17 protein-coding genes are annotated in these 20,529 nt (G+C 66.8%); 12 read left to right on the top strand and 5 right to left on the bottom strand.

Going from position 1 to position 20,529, the window contains the following annotated elements; translation table 11 throughout:
- The first annotated feature begins 4 nt into the window (after nucleotides 1–4).
- From ACW17V_RS10245 to phnX, 6 genes are read left to right on the top strand one after another with little or no spacing between them, the layout of a single operon-like run.
- Nucleotides 5–643, top strand: coding sequence for a sulfotransferase family 2 domain-containing protein (locus ACW17V_RS10245; protein WP_492108705.1), 639 nt, complete (start codon nucleotides 5–7; stop codon nucleotides 641–643).
- A complete protein-coding gene (locus ACW17V_RS10240) occupies nucleotides 640–1,269 on the top strand; it encodes an aspartyl/asparaginyl beta-hydroxylase domain-containing protein (RefSeq protein ID WP_492108704.1) in 630 nt (209 codons plus the stop codon). Before ACW17V_RS10245 ends, ACW17V_RS10240 begins: the two co-directional genes overlap by 4 nt.
- Nucleotides 1,266–3,182 carry a tetratricopeptide repeat-containing sulfotransferase family protein gene (locus tag ACW17V_RS10235; protein ID WP_492108703.1) on the top strand — a complete coding sequence of 639 codons (1,917 nt, stop codon included), beginning with the start codon at nucleotides 1,266–1,268 and terminating at the stop codon, nucleotides 3,180–3,182. The genes ACW17V_RS10240 and ACW17V_RS10235 overlap by 4 nt, the downstream gene beginning before the upstream one ends.
- 2 nt (nucleotides 3,183–3,184) lie before the next feature.
- Nucleotides 3,185–4,165 (top strand): aspartyl/asparaginyl beta-hydroxylase domain-containing protein, encoded by a 981-nt coding sequence (locus tag ACW17V_RS10230; protein ID WP_492108702.1) that lies wholly within the window; start codon nucleotides 3,185–3,187, stop codon nucleotides 4,163–4,165.
- Nucleotides 4,166–4,180: 15 nt separating this feature from the next.
- Nucleotides 4,181–5,317 carry a TIGR03364 family FAD-dependent oxidoreductase gene (locus tag ACW17V_RS10225; protein WP_492108701.1) on the top strand — a complete coding sequence of 379 codons (1,137 nt, stop codon included), beginning with the start codon at nucleotides 4,181–4,183 and terminating at the stop codon, nucleotides 5,315–5,317.
- Nucleotides 5,314–6,126, top strand: coding sequence for a phosphonoacetaldehyde hydrolase (phnX, locus tag ACW17V_RS10220; RefSeq protein ID WP_492108700.1), 813 nt, complete (start codon nucleotides 5,314–5,316; stop codon nucleotides 6,124–6,126). The genes ACW17V_RS10225 and phnX overlap by 4 nt, the downstream gene beginning before the upstream one ends.
- A gap of 41 nt (nucleotides 6,127–6,167) precedes the next feature.
- Here the strand turns inward: phnX and ACW17V_RS10215 are convergent, their stop codons facing one another.
- Together ACW17V_RS10215 and ACW17V_RS10210 are read right to left on the bottom strand one after the other, a co-directional pair.
- Nucleotides 6,168–6,743, bottom strand: coding sequence for an HD domain-containing protein (locus ACW17V_RS10215; protein WP_492108699.1), 576 nt, complete (start codon nucleotides 6,741–6,743; stop codon nucleotides 6,168–6,170).
- A gap of 33 nt (nucleotides 6,744–6,776) precedes the next feature.
- Nucleotides 6,777–8,900, bottom strand: a complete 2,124-nt coding sequence (locus ACW17V_RS10210; protein WP_492108698.1) for a phosphocholine-specific phospholipase C — start codon at nucleotides 8,898–8,900, stop codon at nucleotides 6,777–6,779.
- A 182-nt stretch (nucleotides 8,901–9,082) separates the two neighbouring features.
- Between ACW17V_RS10210 and ACW17V_RS10205 the strand changes: the two genes are divergently transcribed.
- The 3 genes from ACW17V_RS10205 to ACW17V_RS10195 all read left to right on the top strand — a co-directional run bounded on the left by ACW17V_RS10205 (nucleotide 9,083) and on the right by ACW17V_RS10195 (nucleotide 13,158).
- Entirely contained in the window at nucleotides 9,083–9,799 is a 717-nt protein-coding gene (locus tag ACW17V_RS10205; protein WP_492108697.1) for a UTRA domain-containing protein, read from the top strand.
- A gap of 91 nt (nucleotides 9,800–9,890) precedes the next feature.
- Complete coding sequence (locus ACW17V_RS10200; RefSeq protein ID WP_492108696.1) at nucleotides 9,891–11,186, top strand: DUF5690 family protein; 1,296 nt, start codon at nucleotides 9,891–9,893, stop codon at nucleotides 11,184–11,186.
- 397 nt (nucleotides 11,187–11,583) lie between these two features.
- Nucleotides 11,584–13,158 carry a M61 family metallopeptidase gene (locus tag ACW17V_RS10195; protein WP_492108695.1) on the top strand — a complete coding sequence of 525 codons (1,575 nt, stop codon included), beginning with the start codon at nucleotides 11,584–11,586 and terminating at the stop codon, nucleotides 13,156–13,158.
- 136 nt (nucleotides 13,159–13,294) lie between these two features.
- Here the strand turns inward: ACW17V_RS10195 and ACW17V_RS10190 are convergent, their stop codons facing one another.
- Nucleotides 13,295–14,569 carry an aminotransferase class III-fold pyridoxal phosphate-dependent enzyme gene (locus tag ACW17V_RS10190; protein ID WP_492108694.1) on the bottom strand — a complete coding sequence of 425 codons (1,275 nt, stop codon included), beginning with the start codon at nucleotides 14,567–14,569 and terminating at the stop codon, nucleotides 13,295–13,297.
- Between the two features lie 83 nt (nucleotides 14,570–14,652).
- On the opposite strand from ACW17V_RS10190, the gene ACW17V_RS10185 reads away from it, so the two are divergent.
- From ACW17V_RS10185 to ACW17V_RS10175, 3 genes are read left to right on the top strand one after another with little or no spacing between them, the layout of a single operon-like run.
- A complete protein-coding gene (locus tag ACW17V_RS10185; protein ID WP_492108693.1) occupies nucleotides 14,653–15,597 on the top strand; it encodes a carbohydrate kinase family protein in 945 nt (314 codons plus the stop codon).
- Nucleotides 15,597–16,247 (top strand): class II aldolase/adducin family protein, encoded by a 651-nt coding sequence (locus ACW17V_RS10180; protein WP_492108692.1) that lies wholly within the window; start codon nucleotides 15,597–15,599, stop codon nucleotides 16,245–16,247. The genes ACW17V_RS10185 and ACW17V_RS10180 overlap by 1 nt, the downstream gene beginning before the upstream one ends.
- Nucleotides 16,244–17,437, top strand: coding sequence for an MFS transporter (locus ACW17V_RS10175; protein ID WP_492108691.1), 1,194 nt, complete (start codon nucleotides 16,244–16,246; stop codon nucleotides 17,435–17,437). The genes ACW17V_RS10180 and ACW17V_RS10175 overlap by 4 nt, the downstream gene beginning before the upstream one ends.
- On the opposite strand, the gene ACW17V_RS10170 is transcribed toward ACW17V_RS10175, so the two are convergent.
- A complete protein-coding gene (locus ACW17V_RS10170) occupies nucleotides 17,376–18,062 on the bottom strand; it encodes a TetR/AcrR family transcriptional regulator (protein ID WP_492108690.1) in 687 nt (228 codons plus the stop codon). The genes ACW17V_RS10175 and ACW17V_RS10170 overlap by 62 nt on opposite strands.
- Before the next feature lie 95 nt (nucleotides 18,063–18,157).
- Complete coding sequence (locus tag ACW17V_RS10165; RefSeq protein ID WP_492108689.1) at nucleotides 18,158–20,413, bottom strand: TonB-dependent receptor; 2,256 nt, start codon at nucleotides 20,411–20,413, stop codon at nucleotides 18,158–18,160.
- Nucleotides 20,414–20,529 lie beyond the last annotated feature (116 nt).

Genomic DNA, 20,529 nt, shown 5'->3' with positions numbered 1-20,529 from the left:
AAACGTGATTGTTTCCCATCGCCACCGCTTCATCTTCGCCGCAGTGCCCAAGACCGGCACGCATTCCGTGCGGCAGGCCCTGCGCGAGCAGCTGGGCGACGAGGATGTCGAGCAGGTGGGGCTATTCGTCGACAAGCGGTTCCCGTGGGAAGATCTGGCGGCGATCCGGCACGGCCACCTCTCATTGCGGCAGGTGCGGCCCTATCTCGGCGAAGAGGCCTTCACCGACTATTTCAAGTTCGCCTTCGTGCGTAATCCCTTCGACCGCTTCGTTTCGTACTGCGCTTTCATGCTGCGGGGCGGCGAGGTCTTTCAGCAACAGCCGCGCGAGGCGATGCGCCACTTCTTGTTCGTGGAGCCGCCGGAGCAGCATATCCTGTTCCAGCCGCAGGCTTCGCTGCTGGTGGCTGAGGACGGCAAGACTCTCCTGACCGACGCCATCGGACGCGTCGAAGACATGCAGGCCTCTTATGATGCGATCTGCGCACGCATTGGCATCGCCTCCCGCCCGCTCGATCGGGTCAACGGCAGCAAGCATAACGATCATCGCCACTATTATGACCAGGCTCTGATCGACGGGGTCGCAGCGCGCTATGCGCAAGACCTGGAACTGTTCGGCTACACCTTCGAAGGCCTGCGATGACCGCCGTCCCTCTGGAACCCGTCGCCAATCCGCGCAAGACCGCTGGCGTCTGCAAGCTTGGACGGGTCGACATCACGGCCCTTCGGGTTGCCGTGCTGGCGATCCCCGAGGACGTATGGGAGACGGAAAACGCCAGCAAGCCCAACAGGTTCGAGGTGCTGGACGCCACGCGTCACATCGTCTTTCGCTTCATCGACAGCCCTCGCGACTGGCGCGGTTCGCATGATCGCGCGGCCTGGCCTCAATGGCGCGAATTGCTGGAGCCGGTGCTGGAGCAGGCCGTCCGCGACTATGGCTATGCGCGCGGCGTTTTCCCCCGGGTGATGCTGGCGAGGATGCCGCCGGGCGGGGTGATCCACCCGCACATCGACGCCAATCCCGCGGCGAAGTGGCCGCACAAGATCCACGTGCCGTTGTCGACCAATCCCAGGGTGGTGTGCTTCTTCGGCGGCGGCGAGCACCATTTTCCGCAGGGCGAGGCGGTGGAGGTCGATAACCTTGGCCCTCACTGGGTGCGCAACGATGGCGACACCGACCGCATCCACCTGATCTTCGAGTATTACGACGCCGACCAGCCGGAGCCGACCTGGCTGGAGCCGTTTCTGCTGGGCGGCGCGGCGCGGTGAGGGCTGTCGGTTCCAGCGATCGCGACACCCTGCTCCAGGAGGCGCGGGATCTGCGCGCCCGGCAACAGATCCCGGAAGCCCTGGCCACCCTCGCGCGGCTGCAGGTGCTTTATCCCCGGTTCAGTCGCCTCTTTCAGGAGCGCGGCCACTGCCATGTCCTGCTTCGCGACGGCCCGGCGGCCATCGCCGCGCTGCGGGAGGCTGTGCGCCTCAACCCGACCCTGCCGGCGAGCTGGGACATGCTGGAACAGCTTTACCGCCGCGAGGGCGACGCTGCCCAGGCGGCCGCGGCGGCGCAGCATCTGGCCACGCTGAAACAGCTGCCTTCTGAGGTGGTGGTGGCCAACAGTCTGCTGGCCGACGACGACTTTCCGTCAGCGGAGGAGGTCATCCGGGAGTACCTGCGCAAGGATCCTGAGAACCTTGGCGCCTTGCGGCTGCTGGCGCGTGTCCGGAAGGCGCGCGATGCGCCCGACGAGGCCGAGGCGTTGCTGAAATTGGTTCTCGAACGGGCGCCAGACTACCACGCCGCGCGCCTCGACTACGCCATGGTGCTTCTGCAGCAGCAGAAGCATCTGCAGGCGCGGCAGGAGGCCGAGCGTCTGCTCGGAAACGACCCGGACAACCGCGAATGCCTCAAGCTGTATGGCGCGGCCTGTATCGGCCTGGGCGATCATGAGCCGGTGATCGATCTCTATGAGAGGCTGCTGGCCGGCCAGCCTAAAACGGGAGCCGAGGTCGCTGACTTGCGCCTGTGGCGGGCGAACGCCCTGAAGATCTCAGGCCGGCCCCAGGAAGCCATTGCGAACTATCGCGCGTCCCTGATGGCCAGGCCGGATAATGGCGTGGCCTGGTTCAGCCTCGCCAACCTCAAGACCTATCGCTTCACGGACGATGACATCGCACGCCTACGCGTCGCGCTGGAGCGGCCAGGCGTCCTCGACATGGACCAGGTCTATCTGTGTTTCACCTTGGGCAAGGCGCTGGAGGACCGGGGCGACTATGCGGCGTCGTGGCAGTATTATGATCGTGGAAACGCGGTGCGGCGCCTCACCAGCCGCTACCGCCCGGACGCCGCGGAATCCTGCGCCCTTCGACTGAAGGCGGTCTTCACCGCTGAATTCTTCGCCGCGCGCGATGGTTGGGGCGTTGCCGACGCGGCGCCCATCTTTATTCTCGGCTTGCCGCGTTCGGGCTCGACCCTGATCGAGCAGATCCTGGCCTCACATTCCCGCGTGGAAGGCACCCAGGAACTAACCGAAATCGACCGCTATGTCGGCGAACTCTGCGGCCGGGATCCGGATTGCGGCCTGCCGCTTCAACCCGAGGCGCTCTTGCGCCTGACCGCGGTAGAGGCCCGTACGCTGGGTGAGCGCTTCCTGGCCGAAACCCGCACCTACCGCAGGCTGAACCGGCCGTTCTTCATCGACAAGATGCCGAACAACTTCTGGCACATCGGCCTGATCCAGCTGATCCTGCCGCGCTCGATCATCATTGATGTGCGGCGCGAGCCCATGGCGTGCTGCTTCAGCAATCTCAAGCAGCTGTTCGGGGGCGCCAATCAGGAATTCACCTACGGCGTCGATCATGTCGCGCGTCACTACCGCACCTATCTCGACCTCATGCGACACTGGGACGAGGTGCTGCCGGGCCGGGTGCTCAGGGCGCCGTACGAGGACGTGGTCGAGGATCTTGAAGGGAGCGTTCGGCGGATGCTGGAGCATTGCGGACTGCCCTTCGAGCCGGCCTGCCTGGCCTTCCACGAGACCCGACGCAGTGTGCGCACGCCCAGTTCCGAGCAGGTGCGCCAGCCCATCGGACGGGAGGGGCTGGAGCAATGGCGGCATTACGCACCCTGGCTCACGCCGTTGCGGGACGCGCTGGGTGATGCCTTGACGCGGTACAGGGACTGACCATGCGGCTATCGCGCCCCTTCTTTCAGCTTCCCCTGCTTTTCGACGTCGCGTGTCTGCAGGCCGAGGTCGCGGCCTTGCCGCCCGAGGCCTGGATCGCACACCCCGATCAGGTGCCCGGCAACAGCGCGGCGCGGTTGATCAGCGCCGGTGGCGACGAGACGGATTCCGTCCATGGACAGATGCTGCCGACCCGCTGGCTTGAGGCGATGCCTTATCTTCGCCAGGCCCTTGCGGGCTTTGGCGTGGTCTGGAGCCGGTCGCGACTGATGCGTCTCGCGCCGGGCGTGGGCGTCCCCGAACACGCTGACATCAACTACCATTGGCATACGAGAGTGCGGGTCCACATCCCGATCTTCACCCGACCGGAGGTGCTCTTTCACTGCGATGGTCAGGCGGTGCACATGGCCGCGGGCGAAGCCTGGATCTTCGATAACTGGCGCCGGCACCATGTCGAGAACGGGTCCAACGCCGAGCGCATCCATCTGGTCGCGGACACCAGCGGTACGGCGGCGTTCTGGCAGTTCGCCTGCGGGCAGGCGCCGCCACGCGCACAATGGCGGACCGTGAAATGGGATCCCGGCGCCAGTTCGACACTGCTGACCGAGGGCGACCAGCGCTCGCCGGTCATGCCTGCCGCCGAGGTGCAAGGGCTGGTCGATGACCTGCGCGCGGAACTGGCGGTCGCCACGGATACCGCCGAAGCCAGGACACGCGCCGTGCGGTTCAGCCTGCTGCTGGAGAGCTTCGTGCAAGACTGGCGTCAGCTCTGCGCACTGCATGGCGTAGGCGGGCGGGGGCGGCCTGACTTCCTGCGCCTGGGTCGCGCCGTGCACGAGGCGGCCAGGCCGCTCGCGGAGGGGCTGGTCATGCGCACCAACGACGCCAGCGCGCTTCTGGTGCTGGAAAAACGCGTGCTGCAGCACCTGGTCGCGGAAGACGTCACGCCGCAGGCCGACGGGCGCGCCAGATTGAACCCCTGACCTTTGGAACATCATTTGGAACAGACCTTCGATCTTGCAGTGGTCGGCGCCGGCGTCGTGGGCCTGGCGCATGCCCTGGCCGCCGCGCGCCTGGGCAAGCGTGTGGTGGTCATCGACCGCGACGCCCAGGCGAACGGCGCCTCGGTGCGCAATTTCGGCTTCGTGACGGTGACGGGACAGTCGCGCGGCGCTGTGTGGAGACGCGCCCGACGCTCCGCGCAGATCTGGGACGAGGTCGCAGGCCCAGCCGGCATCGCGGTGCTGCAGCGGGGCCTGACCATGGTCGCCCGCCGTCCGGAGGCCAAGGCTGTGCTGCAGGCCTTCCTCGAGACCGAGATGGGAGAGGGCTGCGCCTGGCGGGACGCCGCCGAGCTCGGCGATCGACTGCCGGGGCAAGGCGATGTGCTGGGCGCCCTGACCAGCAGCGTGGACCTGCGCGTTGAGTCCCGCACCGCCATTCCACGACTGGCCGCCTGGCTGGAGGCCGCACACGGCGTGACGTTCCTGCGGGGCGCGGCGGTGCGGAGCGTGGAGCCCGGACGGCTGGAGACTTCTGTCGGTTTGGTCCGCGCCGAGAGCATCGTGGTGTGCCCGGGCGACGACCTGATTACCCTGTTTCCCGAGAGCTTCGCCCGCGCCGACGTTACACGCTGCAAGCTCCAGATGCTTCGCCTGGCCGATCCGGGCTGGAGTCTGCCGGCGCCGGTCATGTCTGACCTTGGCCTTGTCCGCTACCAGGGCTATGCCGACCTGCCGCAGGCTGGACCGCTGCTGGAGCGGCTGCGCGCCGAGCAGGCCCCGCACCTTAAGCATGGCGTCCACCTGATCGTCGTGCAGAGCGCCGACGGCTCACTGGTGGTCGGCGACAGCCATCACTACGCCCAGACGCCCGACCCGTTCGCCCACGATGATGTCGACGCCCTGATCCTCGATGAATTTGCCGGGGTGTTCGGCCAGGCGCCCCCGGCGGTGCTGGAACGCTGGACAGGAACCTACGCTTCAGCGGCGGGCCACAGTCTGATCGAAACCCCCATGCCCGGCGTCCGCCTGGTGGTGGTGACCGGCGGCACGGGCGCTTCGACCGCCTTCGGCCTGGCCGAAGAGGTGCTGGCGGATCTCTACGACTTGCCTCAACCCGGAGCCGCCACATGAACAACAGCCCCATCCAGGCCGTAGTCTTCGACTGGGCCGGTACCATGGTCGACTTCGGCTGCCGTGCGCCGGTTAAAGCGCTGAGCGAGGTCTTCGCCGAGGCGGGGATCGAGATCCAGGAATCCGAGGCGCGGGCCGATATGGGCAAGGCCAAGCGCGACCATGTGCGGGCCCTGCTGGCCATGCCGCGCATCGCCGCCGCCTGGCGCGCGGCTCATGGCGAGGCCTCGACGGAGGCCGACGTCGATCGCTTGCACGACGCCGTCGAGCCGAAGATGCGCGCGGCCGCCCGGGACTGCGCCACGCTGATCCCCGGGGCTGTCGAACTCGTCGCCGACCTGCGCGCGCGCGGCGTGTCGATCGGTTCGACCACTGGCTACACCCGGCCGATGATGGCCGACATCCTGCCGCTGGCCGCAAGCCAGGGTTACGCGCCCGACGTCGTGGTTTGCGCCGGCGAGACGGCGCAGGGACGGCCTTCGCCGCTGATGATGTGGAAGGCGCTGGTCGAGCTGGGCGCCTGGCCGGGACGGGCCTGCGTCAAGGTCGACGACGCAGTCGTCGGGATCGGGGAGGGACTGGAGGTCGGGGCCTGGACGATTGGACTCTCGGCCTCTGGCAACGGCGTCGGCCTCGATGCAAGCGCCCTGGCGATGCTGCCGGCCGCCGAACGCACAGCAAGGATCGAGAGCGCTGCCAGGGCGCTACGTGAGGCTGGCGCGCACTATGTCGTCGAGAGCGTCGCGAGCCTCGAGCCCGTGCTGGCCGAGATCGAGGCGCGGATCGAACGCGGCGAGACGCCCCGGTAGAAAGGCCCCCGCGTCTTCCGGGACGGAGGACGCGGGACCCCTCAGGCCTTGCCCGAGCGCTCGATGAGGTCGCGGAGAAGATCGTGATAGGCCTCAAACCCCGCGACCTCGGCCTCCGGCGCCTTGCCGGCTTCGTCATAGCCGCGCAGCCGCAAGGCGGCCTGCGCCCATGGATCGGCCAGGAAGGTCTCGATCTCGGCGGGGGTCATGGACCCACCCTGCAGCGCGAGGCTCTGCAATGACGCCTTGCTGAGGTTCTCGAGATAGGCCGGATCCACCGCCACCCGGTAGCGTTTGGCGGCCACGTGCAGGCGGATCGGCTCAGTGACCGCCGGACCGAAGGCGCGAGCCAGGTAGCCGGCGCTGATCTGCTCGTGGCGGGTGTCGATGCCCAGGTCGGCGGCGTTCTCGCCGACCTTCTGCATCAGGTGGCCGACATCGTGCAGCAGGGCGGCGGCGACCAGCTCGGGCGGCGCGTCGTCGATCCGGGCGTGGTGCGCCGTCTGCAGCGCGTGCTCCAGCTGGCTGACGTCCTCGCCGTAGCGCAGCCCGCCCAGCTGGTTGAACAGGTCGGTTAGTTCGGCCACGAAAGCATCGGGCAGGGGACGCGAAGTCATTGAGTATCCGTAAGACAGGTTGTGAGGTGGGGCTTAGAGGCGCATCCGCCCGATGCCCGGATCAGTGCGGCTGGCGCGACCGGTTTCAAGGTGGCCGGCCAAGCGCTGGGTGAAAGAGGGATCGTCCGCCAGACTCAGGGTCAGGTCGTACCAGTGGTCGCTGCCGCTGAGGTCCCAGACCGAGCGGACGACGCCGTTGGGTTTCAGCTTCAGGCGTTCGCGGGCCTCGCCCTCGGCCAGGGGATAGGCCTCGTCCATCTGCGCTGTCACGAGGCCTGACTGCGTGGCCGCCATGCTGATGACCAGCCGTAGGCGGGCGTCAGCGGCGACGGTCACGATCGGCTGTGCCTTCGACGTATCGCCGGCGAAGCGGCGGTAGAAGCCGTTGGGTCCATGAACGGTCAGGTCGTAGGGACCCGGCCCGCGACCTGTCCCGTTCCAATGTCCGGCGACATAGGTCTCGCCGGCGGCCAGGGTGAAGCGCCAGGGGCCGTCGCGATCGGTGTTGTCGAACACCTGGAACACCGCGCCCGTGCGGCCGGTATTGGCCAGGTCGATCCACAATCCCTCGTCCGCCACGCGGGCGTTTGCCGACAGGGCGTAGGGCAGGGAACGCGCGCTGCGTTGCGGACCATCCTGCCCCGAGGCGCTCTGCCTGATGGGAATTCGCAGGGTCGGGGCAGCCTTGGAGCGGGCCACGCGCTGCACATAGTTGGCGGTGGCCGGCAGGGTCAGCGCCGTCCAGTTCTGGTTTGGCGAGGCGAAATCAAACGCGGAGGTGAGGTCGCCACACACCGTGCGGCGCCAGTCGCTGATGTTGTCCTCGCGCACGCCGAAGCGCTTCTCCAGGAACTTCAGAGTCGAGGTGTGGTCGAACACCTCCGAGCAGACGAAGCCGCCGCGGCTCCAGGGCGAGACAATGATGGCCGGCACGCGGATGCCCAGGCCGAGCGGGTGGGCGCCCTGGTTCTCGACCTTGGCCTGACCGTAGTCCTTGGTCTCGCCGGCGATCGACACCGAGCTCCAGCCCTGCTCGGGCGTCAGCGGCGGCATCGGCGGCTGCATGTGATCGTAGAAGCCGCCCGCCTCGTCATAGTTGACGATGAATACGGTCTTGGCGAAGACCTCGGGGTTGTCGACCAGCGCCTTGATCAGTTCGGCGCAGACGTGTTCACCCTTCGAGGGCTCGGCCTGTGGGTGTTCCGAGAGGTCGGCGGCGGTAACGATCCAGGACACCTGCGGTAGACGATCGGCGGCGACGTCGGCCCGGAAGGCCTCGACGAGTTGCTGGCCATCCGAGCGCGTGCGGTCGGCTCCGGTCTTGTGTTCCGACACCCAGGACCGGGCGCGGTCATAGAGCGGCGAATCCTTGGCGCAGGGTCGGAAGGGCTTGAACACCGACAGGATGTTGTCGCCGAAGTTGTCGTACTCTTGATAGACCTTCCAGCTGACCCCTGCGGCCTGCAATCGTTCGGCGTAGGTCGTCCAATCGTATGGCCCCCTGGCCATGAACTTGTCGTCGGCCATGTCGGCGCTGGGCGTCTCGTCCTCGCCGTAGTTGCTCATCTCCGGATCGCCGCCGACCTTGCCGCCGCCGTTACAGCCGGTCCAAAGGTGCAGGCGGTTCGGATAGGTCTGGGTCAGGGTCGAGCAGTGATAGGCGTCGCAGATCGTGAAGGCGCTGGCCAGAGCATGGTAGAACGGCAGGTCCGAGGCCTTGTAGTAGACCATTCGCTTGTGCAGTTCGCCCGAGTGGCCCCACTGATCGTAGCGGCCGCCATTGACGATCGTGATCGCTGCCTGGTGGCCCTGGTCAGCGCCGTCGACCGTATAGGCGTTGGTCACCGAGGCGTCGCCGTGGAACGGAGCAACGAAACCGTCCGGATGTTCGCGGCTGGGCTGACGCCAGACCGACGCGCCGCCCGGGAGGCGCTGCGGACGTGGATCGCCCAGGCCACGCACTCCGTTCAGCGCCCCGAAATAGTGATCGAACGCGCGGTTTTCCTGCATGAAGATCACGACGTGTTCGACGTCCATGATCGTGCCGGTGCGATGGCGCGCGGGGATGCTCATGGCCCTGGCGACCGTGGCCGGCAGCAGGCCTGCGGCGGCCCCCGCGGCGGCGGAACGTAGGAAGGCGCGGCGGTTGGCCGTCATGAACCGTCTCCAGAACGAAACGCTGGTATAGACCAGAGCGCTCCCGCTTGGACGAAACTTTCGTGAAATCTTGACCTCGCCCCAGCCCGCTCTTCAGGGGTCTGATCCATTTCCTTGACCCCGGAGAAGCGCCCACTCATCTTCCCGAGGTGGCGGGATTCGACCGCTAGCCAGGTCGTCAGATGCAACAGCCCGATCTCCAGTATCTCGGCGTGCGGGACGAAATTGCCGCGCGCATCGCCAGCGGCGAGCTCAAGCCGGGCGAGCGTCTTGCGTCCGAGCGTCAACTGCAGGTCGGCGGCGGCGTGGCGCGGGGCACCATCCGCGAGGCGCTATTCCAGCTGGAAGCCGAGGGCGCCATCTATCGCAAGGAGCGCAGCGGCTGGTACGTCTCGCCGCCGCCGGTGGTTTACGACCCGACCCGTTGGGAAGGCTTCATGTCCTATGTCGAGGCGCAGGGGCGGCGGCCGGAGACCGAGACGCTCAGCAAGATCGAGATCGCCTGCGACGCCATGCTGGCCCAGATCTTTTCGCGCCCCATCGGCGCGCCGATGTACTGGATCCGCCGGCGGCGCTCGGTCGATGGTCGGGCGGTTCTGATGGAGAGCATCATCGTTGACGCGTCCCTGGCGCCGGGTCTGGTGGATCACGATCTCGACGGCTCGCTGACCAGCGTCCTGAAGTCGGTCTACGGCATTGGCGTCGCGCGCAACAAGGTCGATATGCGGCCCTGCGCCCTGACCCGCGACGTGGCCGAGGCGCTGCGGGTCAAGTCGGGTCTGCCGGGCCTCAGCGTGGTTCGTACCTGCTACGACGCCCAGGGGTGCGTGGTCGAGTTCGACCGGGAATATTGGCGTCACGACGCCCTGAAGGTCAGCGTCGACCTTCGCGTGCGATAGGCATTGGCCTAGTTGTTCCAAGCGCGCTCGGGCGTCACCGAGGTGTCGTGGAGCTGGTATAGACCACCATGCTTAAACAAGGGGCGTTTCCATGACATCAGGTCCTCGGCGCTGGCTGGAGCGGGCAAATCCGCTGGCGTTCACGATCTTCGCGGGCCTGGCCGGTTTCTGCGCCTATTTCTCGATGTACGCCTTTCGCAAGCCCTTCGCCGCGGCGACCTTCGGCGCGGTCGACGGCTGGAACTTCGTGGTCGACTACAAGATCGCGCTCGTCCTGGCTCAAGTCATCGGCTACGCGGCCTCCAAGATGATCGGGGTCAAGGTGATTTCCGAGATCGCGCCACGGCATCGCGGCGCGGCGATTCTGGGCCTGATCGGCATCTCGTGGCTGGCCCTGGTCGCTTTCGCGCTCATTCCCGCACCCTGGAACGTCGCAGCCCTGTTCCTGAACGGCCTGCCCTTGGGCATGATCTGGGGTCTGGTGTTCGGCTTCATGGAAGGGCGGCGCACATCAGAGGTGCTGGGCGCCATCCTTTGCGCCAGCTTCATCCTGTCGTCCGGCGTCGTGAAATCGATTGGCAAGTGGCTCATGATCGACGCCCACGTGTCGCCGTTCTGGATGCCGGCCGCCACGGGCGCGCTCTTCATGCCCCTGCTGGCCATCTCAGTCTGGGCGCTGATGCAACTGCCGCCGCCCAATGCCGCCGATGAGGCCGCCCGCGTGCGCCGCCAGCCCATGGACCGCTCGCAGCGACAGGCCTTCCTGGCCGCCTACGCCCCTGGAGTCGCGCTACTGGTCCTGTCCTATGTTCTGCTGACGGCGCTGCGCGATTTCCGCGACAACTTCGCTGCGGAGATCTGGTCAGCCCTTGGCTATGGCCAGGCCTCCGGGGTCTTCACCGCGAGCGAGCTGCCGGTCGCCGTTGTCTCGCTGGCGGCGATCGGCGCGGTGATGCTTGTGCGCGACAACCTGCGGGCCCTGTTGGTCATGCACGGCGTGATCCTCGCCGGCTTTCTCATGATGGGCCTCTCGACGCTGGCGTTTCAGGCCCATCTGCTCAACCCGCTGACCTGGATGATCCTGACGGGGGCGGGCCTCTACATGGCCTACACGCCGTTCAACGCCATGCTTTTCGACCGGATGATCGCCTTCAGCGGCCGGGTCGGCACGGCCGGCTTTCTGATCTATGTCGCAGACGCCTCAGGCTATCTTGGTAGTGTCGCCCTGCTGGTCTGGCGCAACTTCGCCATGGTCTCGTTGGACTGGTTGGGTTTCTTCATTGCCAGCATCTACGCGACCAGCATCGTTGGCGCCGTCTGCGCGATCCTTGCGGGTCTGTACTTCCTGCGACAGGCCCCGACGACACGCCAAGACACTGCCGGCTGAACGTACTGCGCGACCTGAAGCCGTCTGTCGATGGGGTGCGCGTTGCCTGCGAACCGGCGGCGCCCGCGCATCAACGACATCAGGCGCGGGCGTTGAGGTCGACGGGTTGATCCGGAACTGCTGCTAGGTATCGGCCTATCGCTCGATGGAGCTGATAGGCGAGGGGTGGTCGTTTGATCCGAGGACTGCTCGACGCACGAGCCGGCAGCAGCCATGAAACAGTTCAAGGCAGGGTGTGAAGCAGACACTCCAAACCGGCGTCCCGACTGAACTGATCTATGGCCATTTCCAGAACGATGAGGCTACTCCCATCGCGCGAGCTGAGGCTCGCACAAGGTCGTTCGCGTCCGCGAAAAGCCAACCGCAACGCCCGCTCGTCAGAGCGGTGGAGGCCGCAATGAAATTCGCGCGATGGCAAGTTCTCGTGTTGGCCTCCATTATCCTGTCGACGGCCTCCGGCCTTGCAGTTGGCCAACAGGCCCTCGCGGGCGAGCGCAGGAAAGCTGCGGCGATCGCCTACCGAATCCACATCAAGGACCTCGTCAGCCAGACGGTGGAAGTGGAGGCGAACCTTCCCGTCAGCCAGTCCCAGGAAATCCTCTACATGCCGGTGTGGACTCCCGGCTACTACGTCAAGGAGGACTACAAGAAGAACGTCGTCCGGATCCAGGCGTATGACGGCCGCGGGCGTGAGTTGGCGGTGACCGACGCCGGCGCCAATCGATGGTCAGTGAACACGAGCGGAGCGGGCAGGCTGATCGTCCGATACGTACTTTCTGCGAAGGAGCGATCCGTATCGAGAAACGAAGTGACACCGACCTACGCCGTGCTCAACGGCTCAGCGACCTACATCACGGTAAAGGGCGGCGAGCATCTCCCGCAGGAAGTCGCTCTTGAGCTTCCCAAAGGCTGGGTCAGCGCGACGGGCCTCAGAAAAAAGGGGCAGGGCGCCGCGCCGCGCTTCGAGGCCGGCAGCTACGAGGAACTGGTCGATTCACCGATCATGGCGGGTGACCTGGAAATTCTCGAATTCACCTCAAAGGGTACGCCTCATCAGATCGCTTACAACCGCGGCGCCGTGACCGTGGACAAGTCGCGAGTGCTCTCCGATCTCAAGACGATGGTCGACGAGACGCGCGATTTCTGGGGAGAAAAACCCTGGCGGAACTACGCGTTCCTGATCGCCTTCAGGACCAAGACTGGCGGCGGTCTGGAGCACACCCATTCGACCTTCGTGAACGTCAATCCGGAGCGGTTCGCGACCGAGGCGGGCTACAACGCTTTCGTCTCCTTGCTCGCCCACGAGTACCAGCACGCGTTCAACGTGAAGCGACTGCGTCCCGTGGATCTGGGACCGTTCGACTACGAGACGGTCCCGACCCTATCCACCTTGTGGATATCGGAGGGCCTTACTTCCTATTACAGCAATCTCATGCTGCGACGGAGCGGACTGATCGACGTCGATCGCTATCTCGGCGTTCTGTCCAGACAGATCACCAGCCTTCAGAATTCGCCCGGCCGACTGAAGCAGTCCCTCGAACAGTCTTCCATGGACGTGTGGTCGAACAGCCTGTCCGGCGTCGGCGCATCGGATGCGACGGTCAGCTACTACATCAAGGGCGAGGTCGCAGGCTTCCTTCTGGACGCGCATATCCGCCAGTTGACCGGCGGCAAGGCCAGCCTCGATAACGTCATGCGCAAGGCCTATGGACAGTATTCTGGCAAGGTCGGCTTCCGGCCCGAAGAGTTCAACGCAGTGGCGGAGAGTGTCTCCGGCCATCCGCTGAAGGACTGGTTCGGCATCGTAGTCGGCTCTCCCGTAGAGGTCGACTACGCCGAGGCGCTCGATTGCTATGGCCTGGCCCTGACGCGGAGCGAGGCGAAAGACGGAGCCAGTTTCGTGCTCAGCATCGCGGCGAACGCGGATCAGAGGCAGACCGCGCAACGGCAAGACTGGCTCGGATCCAGATGATCTGAGGGTAGGATCTCTGGGCCGTTCTAAACAGTCGCGGCGCCCCCTCCAGGCCTTCCTCTCGCGGATTCACCACGCAAACGAGGCAGGATCATCCCGGAGGGGGCGTGGCTAGTCGGCTCCCGCCGGCGGGCCATCAACCGACCATGGAATGCATGAATTCGAGCTTGGCGACAGGCTCCAGCGGGCCGGCGGCCTTCAGCAGCTTGAAGGCGTCGTCGGCGGCCTGGAGGGCGTGGTCGATGTCGGCCTCGGTCATGGCAGTGTTGATGAACATGTTGTGCCAGGGGTGGAAATAGACGCCGCGCTTGAGCAGGGCGTTGTTCCAGAAATAGCCCTTCGCGCCGGTCGGATCCTCGTCGACCATGATGAGCGGCATCTGGACCGGTCCCGTCTGGCGGAGGCCAAAGCCGTGGCGGTTGGAAACCTCTTCCAGACCCGTGCGCAGACGCTGGCCCAGGGTGATGGTGCGCTCCAGATAGTCGGTTTCGGCGATCAGCTTCATCGTCGCCAGCGAGGCGGCCATCGGCGCGGCCGAGAACCAGAACGAGCCGGTGGCGTAGATCGTGGCGGCGGCGAAGCGGGCGATGTCGGCGCCCAGCAGGGCCGAGATCGGGTGGCCGTTGGCGATGGCCTTGCCCCAGCTGGACAGATCGGGTTTGACCCCCACCAGCGCCCAGCTGCAATCGCGGGCCAGGCGGAAGCCGGCGCGCACGTCGTCGATGATCAGCAAGGCGCCATGCTCGTCGCACAGCTCGCGGGCCCGGCGGGCATATTCGGGCGTAGGCGCTTCCTGGTCGATGAAGGTGTCGTGCTTGATGGGCGAGGCGAAGATGCCGGCCAGGTCGGAGCCGGCCTCGCGCACGGCCGCTTCCAGGCTTTCGACGTCGTTATAGTCGTAGAACACCTGATTGGCGCGATCGGCGGGGGTGACGCCGTTCTTCAGGGGCGTGCACCATGGCGCGGCGCCGTGATAGGCGCCCCTGGCCAGAACGATTGTGTTCTTCTTAGTGAAGTTGCGGGCGATCATCAGCGCCATGGTCGTGGCGTCGGTGCCGTTCTTGCAGAACATCGCCCAGTCGGCGTGGCTGACCTGGCGGGTCATGGCCTCGGCCAGTTCCACCATGGCCTGGCCTGGACCGGTCATGGTGTCGCCCTGCTGCATCCGCTCGACATAGGCGGCGTCGATGCCGGCATGGGCATAGCCGAACAGGTTGGGGCCATAACCGCACATGAAGTCGACATAGCGGTTGCCGTCGACGTCCCACAGATAGGCGCCCTGGGCGCGGTCGAAGAACTGCGGATAGTCGTCGGGCAGCAGCATGACCGACTGGTGGCCGTACATGCCGTTGGGGATCACGGCCATGGCGCGCTCGCGCAGCGCGCTGTCCTTGCTGTTGGTCCAGGTCATGTCGAGCCCTCCGCCATAAGATAGTTTTGACTATCATAAAGACCGAGGCATAGTGAGAGTCAACGCATGGGGGACGAACGGCGATGAAGACCGGCTTGGCGTGTATTGGCCTGACGACCTTGGACGTGGTGGCGCGCGCCATCGACGCCTTGCCGGAGGGCGAGGGGACCACCCTGATCGAGGGCATCGCCTGCGCGCCCGCCGGTACGGCGGCCGGGGCGGCGATAGTCGCCGCGAGGCTGGGCATGCAAGTCAAGCTGGCCTCGGCGGTGGGCGATGACCTGATCGGCCGCTTCATCCGCATGGCGCTGGACGAGGCGGGCGTCGACCTGTCGGCGCTGGAGACGATGCCGGGCCTGCCCAGCTCCACCACCGTGCTGGCGGTCGATTCGGCAGGCCGCCGGCCCAACTTTCATGCGCTCGGCGCCGGGATGCTGGCCTGGGCCTCGCCGGCCGCGCTCGAGGTGGCGACCTCGGCGCGCTTCTTCCACTATGCGGGCATCGGCGGGCCCAGGCTGGACGGCGGGGTGGGCGCGGATCTGGCCAAGGCGGCAAGCGAGGCCGGCGCGATCGTGACCTGCGACCTGATCTCGCCCCAGGCCTCGGCGATGGACGAGCTGAAGCGCCTGGCGCCCTTCATCGACTATTTCATGCCCAGCGCAGCCGAGGCCAAGGCCCTGACCGGCCAGGACGACCTGTTCGCCGCCGCCGACGTGTTTCGTGGGCTGGGGATCGGCGGCTGCCTGATCAAGAACGGCGGCCAGGGCTCGGTGATCGTGCTGGACGGCGTGCGCACCGCCTTGCCCGCCTACGCCATCACGCCGGTGGACACCACCAGCTGCGGCGACTCCTATTGCGCGGGGTTCATCGCGGCCCTGGATCGGGGCTGGCCGCCGCTGGAGGCCGCGCGGTTTGCCACGGCGACGTCGGCACTGGTGGCCCAGGGATTGGCGACGCTGGGCAAGCTGGAAAGCTTCGAGGCCACCGAGGCGGCGATGGGCCAGATGACCTTGAACGGAGCGGGCTGATGGCGGCGATGGACGAGGGCGCCCTGCGGGTTCGCCTGGCCCAGGTGATGAAGGCCATGGACGAGCGCGGCCTCAATCGCGGCACGTCGGGCAATGTCTCGGCCCGCTGCGGCGGCGCCATGTTGGTGACCCCCAGCGGTGTGCCGGCCAGCCAGCTCACGCCCGAGCAGATGGTGCTGGTCCAGCCTGACGGCTCCACCGCGCCGGGCGCGCTGAAGCCCTCCAGCGAATGGCGGATGCATCAGGGCCTGCTCGATCGACGGCCCGACATCAACGCCGTGGTCCACTGCCACTCGCGCCACGCCACCATCCTGGCTTGCGCGGGCCGGCCGATCCCGGCCGTGCACTACATGGTCGCCGTCAGTGGCGGGACCAGCGTGCCGGTCGCGCCCTACGCCACCTTCGGCTCGTCGGATCTGGCGAAGACCGTGGTCGAGGCGCTGGACGGCCGCTACGCCGCCCTGATGGCCAATCACGGCCAGATCGTCGTGGCGCCCAGCCTGGATTTCGCCCTGGCCATCGCCGAGGAGATCGAGGAGCAGGCGGCGGTCTATTGGGGAACCCTGGCCATAGGCGGTCCCACCCTGCTGGCGGAAGACGAGATGCACACCATCCTGCAGCGCTTCAAATCCTACGGGCAGCGCGGATGAGCGTGCTTGAGACTGTCGGCGACCAGCCGCTGGCCGTGACGTCGCCGCCCAGACACGAGGCCGCTGTCAGTCAGGGCATCGGCGTTGTCGCCCTGCTGATCGCGGGTCTGCAGCCGGTGATCCTGGGCGCGCTGGAACGGGAAGGCCGGCTCAGCACCGCCGAGATCGGCCTGACCGCCACGGTCGAGCTGATGGCCCTGGGCGTGGCCTGCGGTCTGGCCGCGGCCTTTCTGAAACCCACCCATATCCGCCTGAAGATCGCCCTGGCCTGTCTGGCCCATGCCGGCGCCATGCTCGCCACCACCCTGACCACCGGCGCGGAGGTCATCCTGGCGCGCGGCGCGGCGGGCGCCTGCGCCGGCGTAATGCTGTGGCTGGCGATCGGTGTCATCGCGCGCTCGTCCAGGCCTGAGCGCGCCTCGGGCGTCTTCGTCACGGTCCAGACCTTCGCCCAGCTGGTGCTGGCGGCAGCGCTTCCAGCGCTGGTCATGGGGCGCTGGGGCGTCAACGGCGCCCTGGTCACTCTGGCGGTGATCTCGCTGCTGGCCGCCGGGGCGGCCTTTGCCGGACCCGACCGCTTCTCGGTCCTTCCCAAGCCCGAGGGCGGCGGCGGCAAGCTGGGCGCCGCCCCGCTTGGCGGACTGCTGGCGGTGTTCCTCTACATGGCCTTCATCGTGGCCCTGTGGGTCTATCTGGAACCGCTGGCCGCCCAGGCGGGGCTGTCGCCGCGCGAGGCGGGACTGGCCGTCGCCCTGGCCCTGGGCCTGCAGGTGCTGGGCGGCGCCGCCGCCACCCTGGTGGGCGACCGCGCCCCGCCGGCCCGCATCCTGATTGGCGTGGGCCTGATCAACGCGGTCATCCTGGCAGTGCTGTGGAGCGGACCGGGGCGAGGCCTGTTCGTCGCCTGTGTCGCGGCGTTCGGCTTCCTGTGGCTGTTCGCCCTGCCGTTCCAGACCCTGCTGTTGATCCGCCTGGACCCGACGCGCCGCGCCGCGATGCAGTTGGGTGCGGCCCAGCTTCTGGGCAGCAGCGCCGGCCCGCTGGCGGCGTCGCTTGTGGTGGGGGATGGCGAGGTGCGGCGGGCCCTGGCCCTGTCGGCCGTCTGCCTGGCGGCCGCCCTGGCGCTGATCAGCCTTCTGGCGTCGCGGGCGCGGATGCCGGCCGCGTCAGGTGCTGATAGTACAGGCTGACCATCCAGCAGATCTCTTCGTTGATCCGGTCTTCGTCCTGGTCGGGCTCTTCCAGCACCATTTCGGTGGCGGCGTACATCATCTGGGTGGTCAGCCGGGTGGCCGTGCGCAGGCGATCTTCGTCGGCGTGAGGGTTGGCCTGGCGCAGCAGGTCGAACAGGGTCAGGGCGATGGTGTCGCGCGAGGAGGTGCGCACCTCCTGCAGCACGGGCAGGGCGCGCAGCGCGCGCAGGATCCAGTCGCCGCCCGGAAAGGCGCGGGTGACGGCGTTGACCTGTTTCTGCAGGTCGCGGTTCCTGGCGACGGAATCTTCCAGCGACGTGAAGCGCGTGCCGCCGTTCTCTAGCCACGCCAGCACCACCTGATCCTGGGCGTCCATCAGGCGATGGGCCAGTTCCTTGAGCAGGGCGTACTTGTTGGGGAAGTAGCGATAGAGGGCCGGCGGGGTCAGGCCCGCGCGCTGGCAAACCAGATTGGTGGTCAGGCGCTCGAAGCCCACCTCGGCCAGCAACTCGCCCGCCGTGGTCAGGATGACTTCGAACGTGTCGATGCCGCGCTGCCTGGACGGGCGCGACTTGGTGTCCAGAGAGGGCGCCGGGGTCGTGGCGGCGGAGCGTCTTGCCATGGGGTTCCTGAAGGGCCCGGATCGAGGATCGCCGACAGATAGCAAGAACCCCTTCCCGCGACGAGGCGCAAAGGCCCCGTCGCGGGCACGCGTCCCTAGTAGTGGTAGCGCAGGAAGGCGCCGAGGCTGCGCGGGCGGTTCATGCTCAGCAGGTCCTCGCCCAGACTGTCGATGTTGGAGATCGAGACCACATACGACTTGTCGAACAGGTTGCGGGCGAAGACGCCGGCTTCAATGGTCTGGTTGGGGGATCGCCAGCTGAGCTGGGCGCCGGCCAGCCACACCGCGTCCTGCGACAGGCGATCGGCGTTGCTGTTGTCGAAATAGACCCTGGACGCATAGTTGGCGTCGACATTGGCCACGACCGCGCCGCCGGATGGCAGGGCGGCGACATAGGTGGCGGCGGCGTTGAACGTCACCTTGGGCGACTGCGGCAGCCAGTTGCCGCTGAAGTCCTGGCCCTCGCTGAAATATTCGCCGTACTTGGCGTGCAGCAGCGAGACACCGGCCGTCAGGGTCAGGGGCTGGATCGGCCGCGCCGTCAGCTCAGCCTCGCCGCCATAGACCTCGGAGTTGGCGGCGTTGTCGAGCACCAGCACCGACAGGCCGTTGCGTAGCGCCTGGGCGAACACCTGCTGGTTCTTGTAGTCATAATAGAAGCCAGACACGTTCAGCCGCAGGCGACGGTCAAAGAACTCCGTCTTCGCCCCCAGCTCGAAGGCGTCGAGGGTTTCGTTGTCGTAGGGCTCGACCTCCTCGGGCGTGGTGGCCAGGCCGCCGAAGAAGCCGCCGCTCTTGTAGCCGCGATTATAGGTGGCGTAGACGCTGGCGTCGGGCGTCACCTCGTAGCGCAGGCCCAGCCGTCCGGAGAGCGCTGAGAAGGTCTTGCTCTGGTCGGAGCTCAACAGGACGATCAGCCCGTCCTCGATCTGGCTCTGATAGTTCATGTGCTTGTCGTCGGCAGACCAGCGCAGGCCCACCGTGCCGGTCAGCTTGTCGCTGAACCGGTAGTCGGCCTGACCGAAGACGGCGTAGCCCTTGGTCTTCTGGGTGTAGGGCCAGCCGAACACCGCCACGCTGTCGGCGGGGCTGAGGCCTTCGGGATTGTCGGGCGTGGCGAACAGCGGGCGGATCTCGCGCAGGGTGTCCTGGCGGGTGTTGTCCTTGACCGTCTCGTCCATGAAATAGGCCCCGACCACCCAGTTCAGGGCGGCGGCGCTGTCGTTGGACTGCAGGCGCAGTTCCTGGGTGAACTGCTGCTGACGGGAGCGGTAGTTGATCTCCAGCATCTGCAGGGGGCTGCCGTCGGTGTTTTCGACCGCGTTACGATGGGCCCACTGCCAGGCGGTGACCGAGACCAGCGACACGCCGCCAAACGTCCAGGTGGCCTGATTGGAGGCGCCGAACAGGTCGACCTTGTCCTTGCCCTCCAGATTGGAGTCGATCGCGCGGTCGTTGTCGTCGGTATCGGCATAGCCCAGCAGGTCGGTGCATTCGCCGCTGGCATAGGCGTTGGCGGCGCACAGACCGCCTGGGCCAGTAGCGCCGGCCGTGGCCGGGAACAGGGCGCGATGCTGGGGCGCGATGGCGTCGCCGCGATTCACATAGCGGCTGGCCTGGGTCAGCATCTCGAAATCGTCGGTGGGCGTATAGAGCAGCGACAGCCGGCCGGCCCAGTGATGGGCGGCGTTGACGTCGTTTCCGGTCACCCGGTTGAAGGTGTAGCCGTCGTCCTTGACCACCTGGCCGGCGACCCGGAAGGCCAGCTTGTCGGCGATGATCGGACCGCCCATGGCCGCCTCGGCGGTGATGGCGTTGAAGCTGCCATATTCCAGCGCGGTGTCGACGGAGAAGGCCTGGCTGGGGCGCTTGGTGGTGACGTTGATCGCGCCGCCATTGGTGTTGCGGCCATAGAGGGTGCCCTGCGGCCCGCGCAGCACCTCCACCTGGGCCAGGTCGAAGAAGCCGGCCATCTGGGCCAGGGGCGAGCCGATATAGACGCCGTCGACATAGACGCCCACGCCGCTGGAGGCGTTGGGGTTGAAGTCACTGAGGCCCACGCCGCGAATGAAGATCTTGGGATTGGCGGCCGCGTCATTGGCGCTGATCCGCAGGCCGGGGGCCATGTTGTTGAGCCCCATGACATTGCCGACGCCGCGCGCGGCAAGGGTGTCGGCGGTCAGGGCGGTCACCGAGACCGGAACGTCCTGAAGATTCTCGGCGCGCTTCTGGGCGGTGACGACGATCTCGGCGATTGCCGTATCGTTGTCGGCAGGAGCCGCTGTTTGGGCCGAAGCCAGACCTGCCGAAAGCGCCAGCATGGCGCAGCCCGTGAACATCGCCGCTTTCATATTCCGGTCCCCTAGATCCGGTACTTTTTGACCGGTGCGAACATACGATAATAAAAACTATCTCAACGCAAGGGTGGGAAGTGCAAGCCGTCGCGACGCGCCAAGGCAGCAGTCGC

It is taken from the genome of Caulobacter sp. FV2ye17ST (assembly GCF_058680955.1).
Note: the sequence above shows the minus strand (reverse complement) of the source record. Positions and strands in the feature narration are given on the sequence as shown.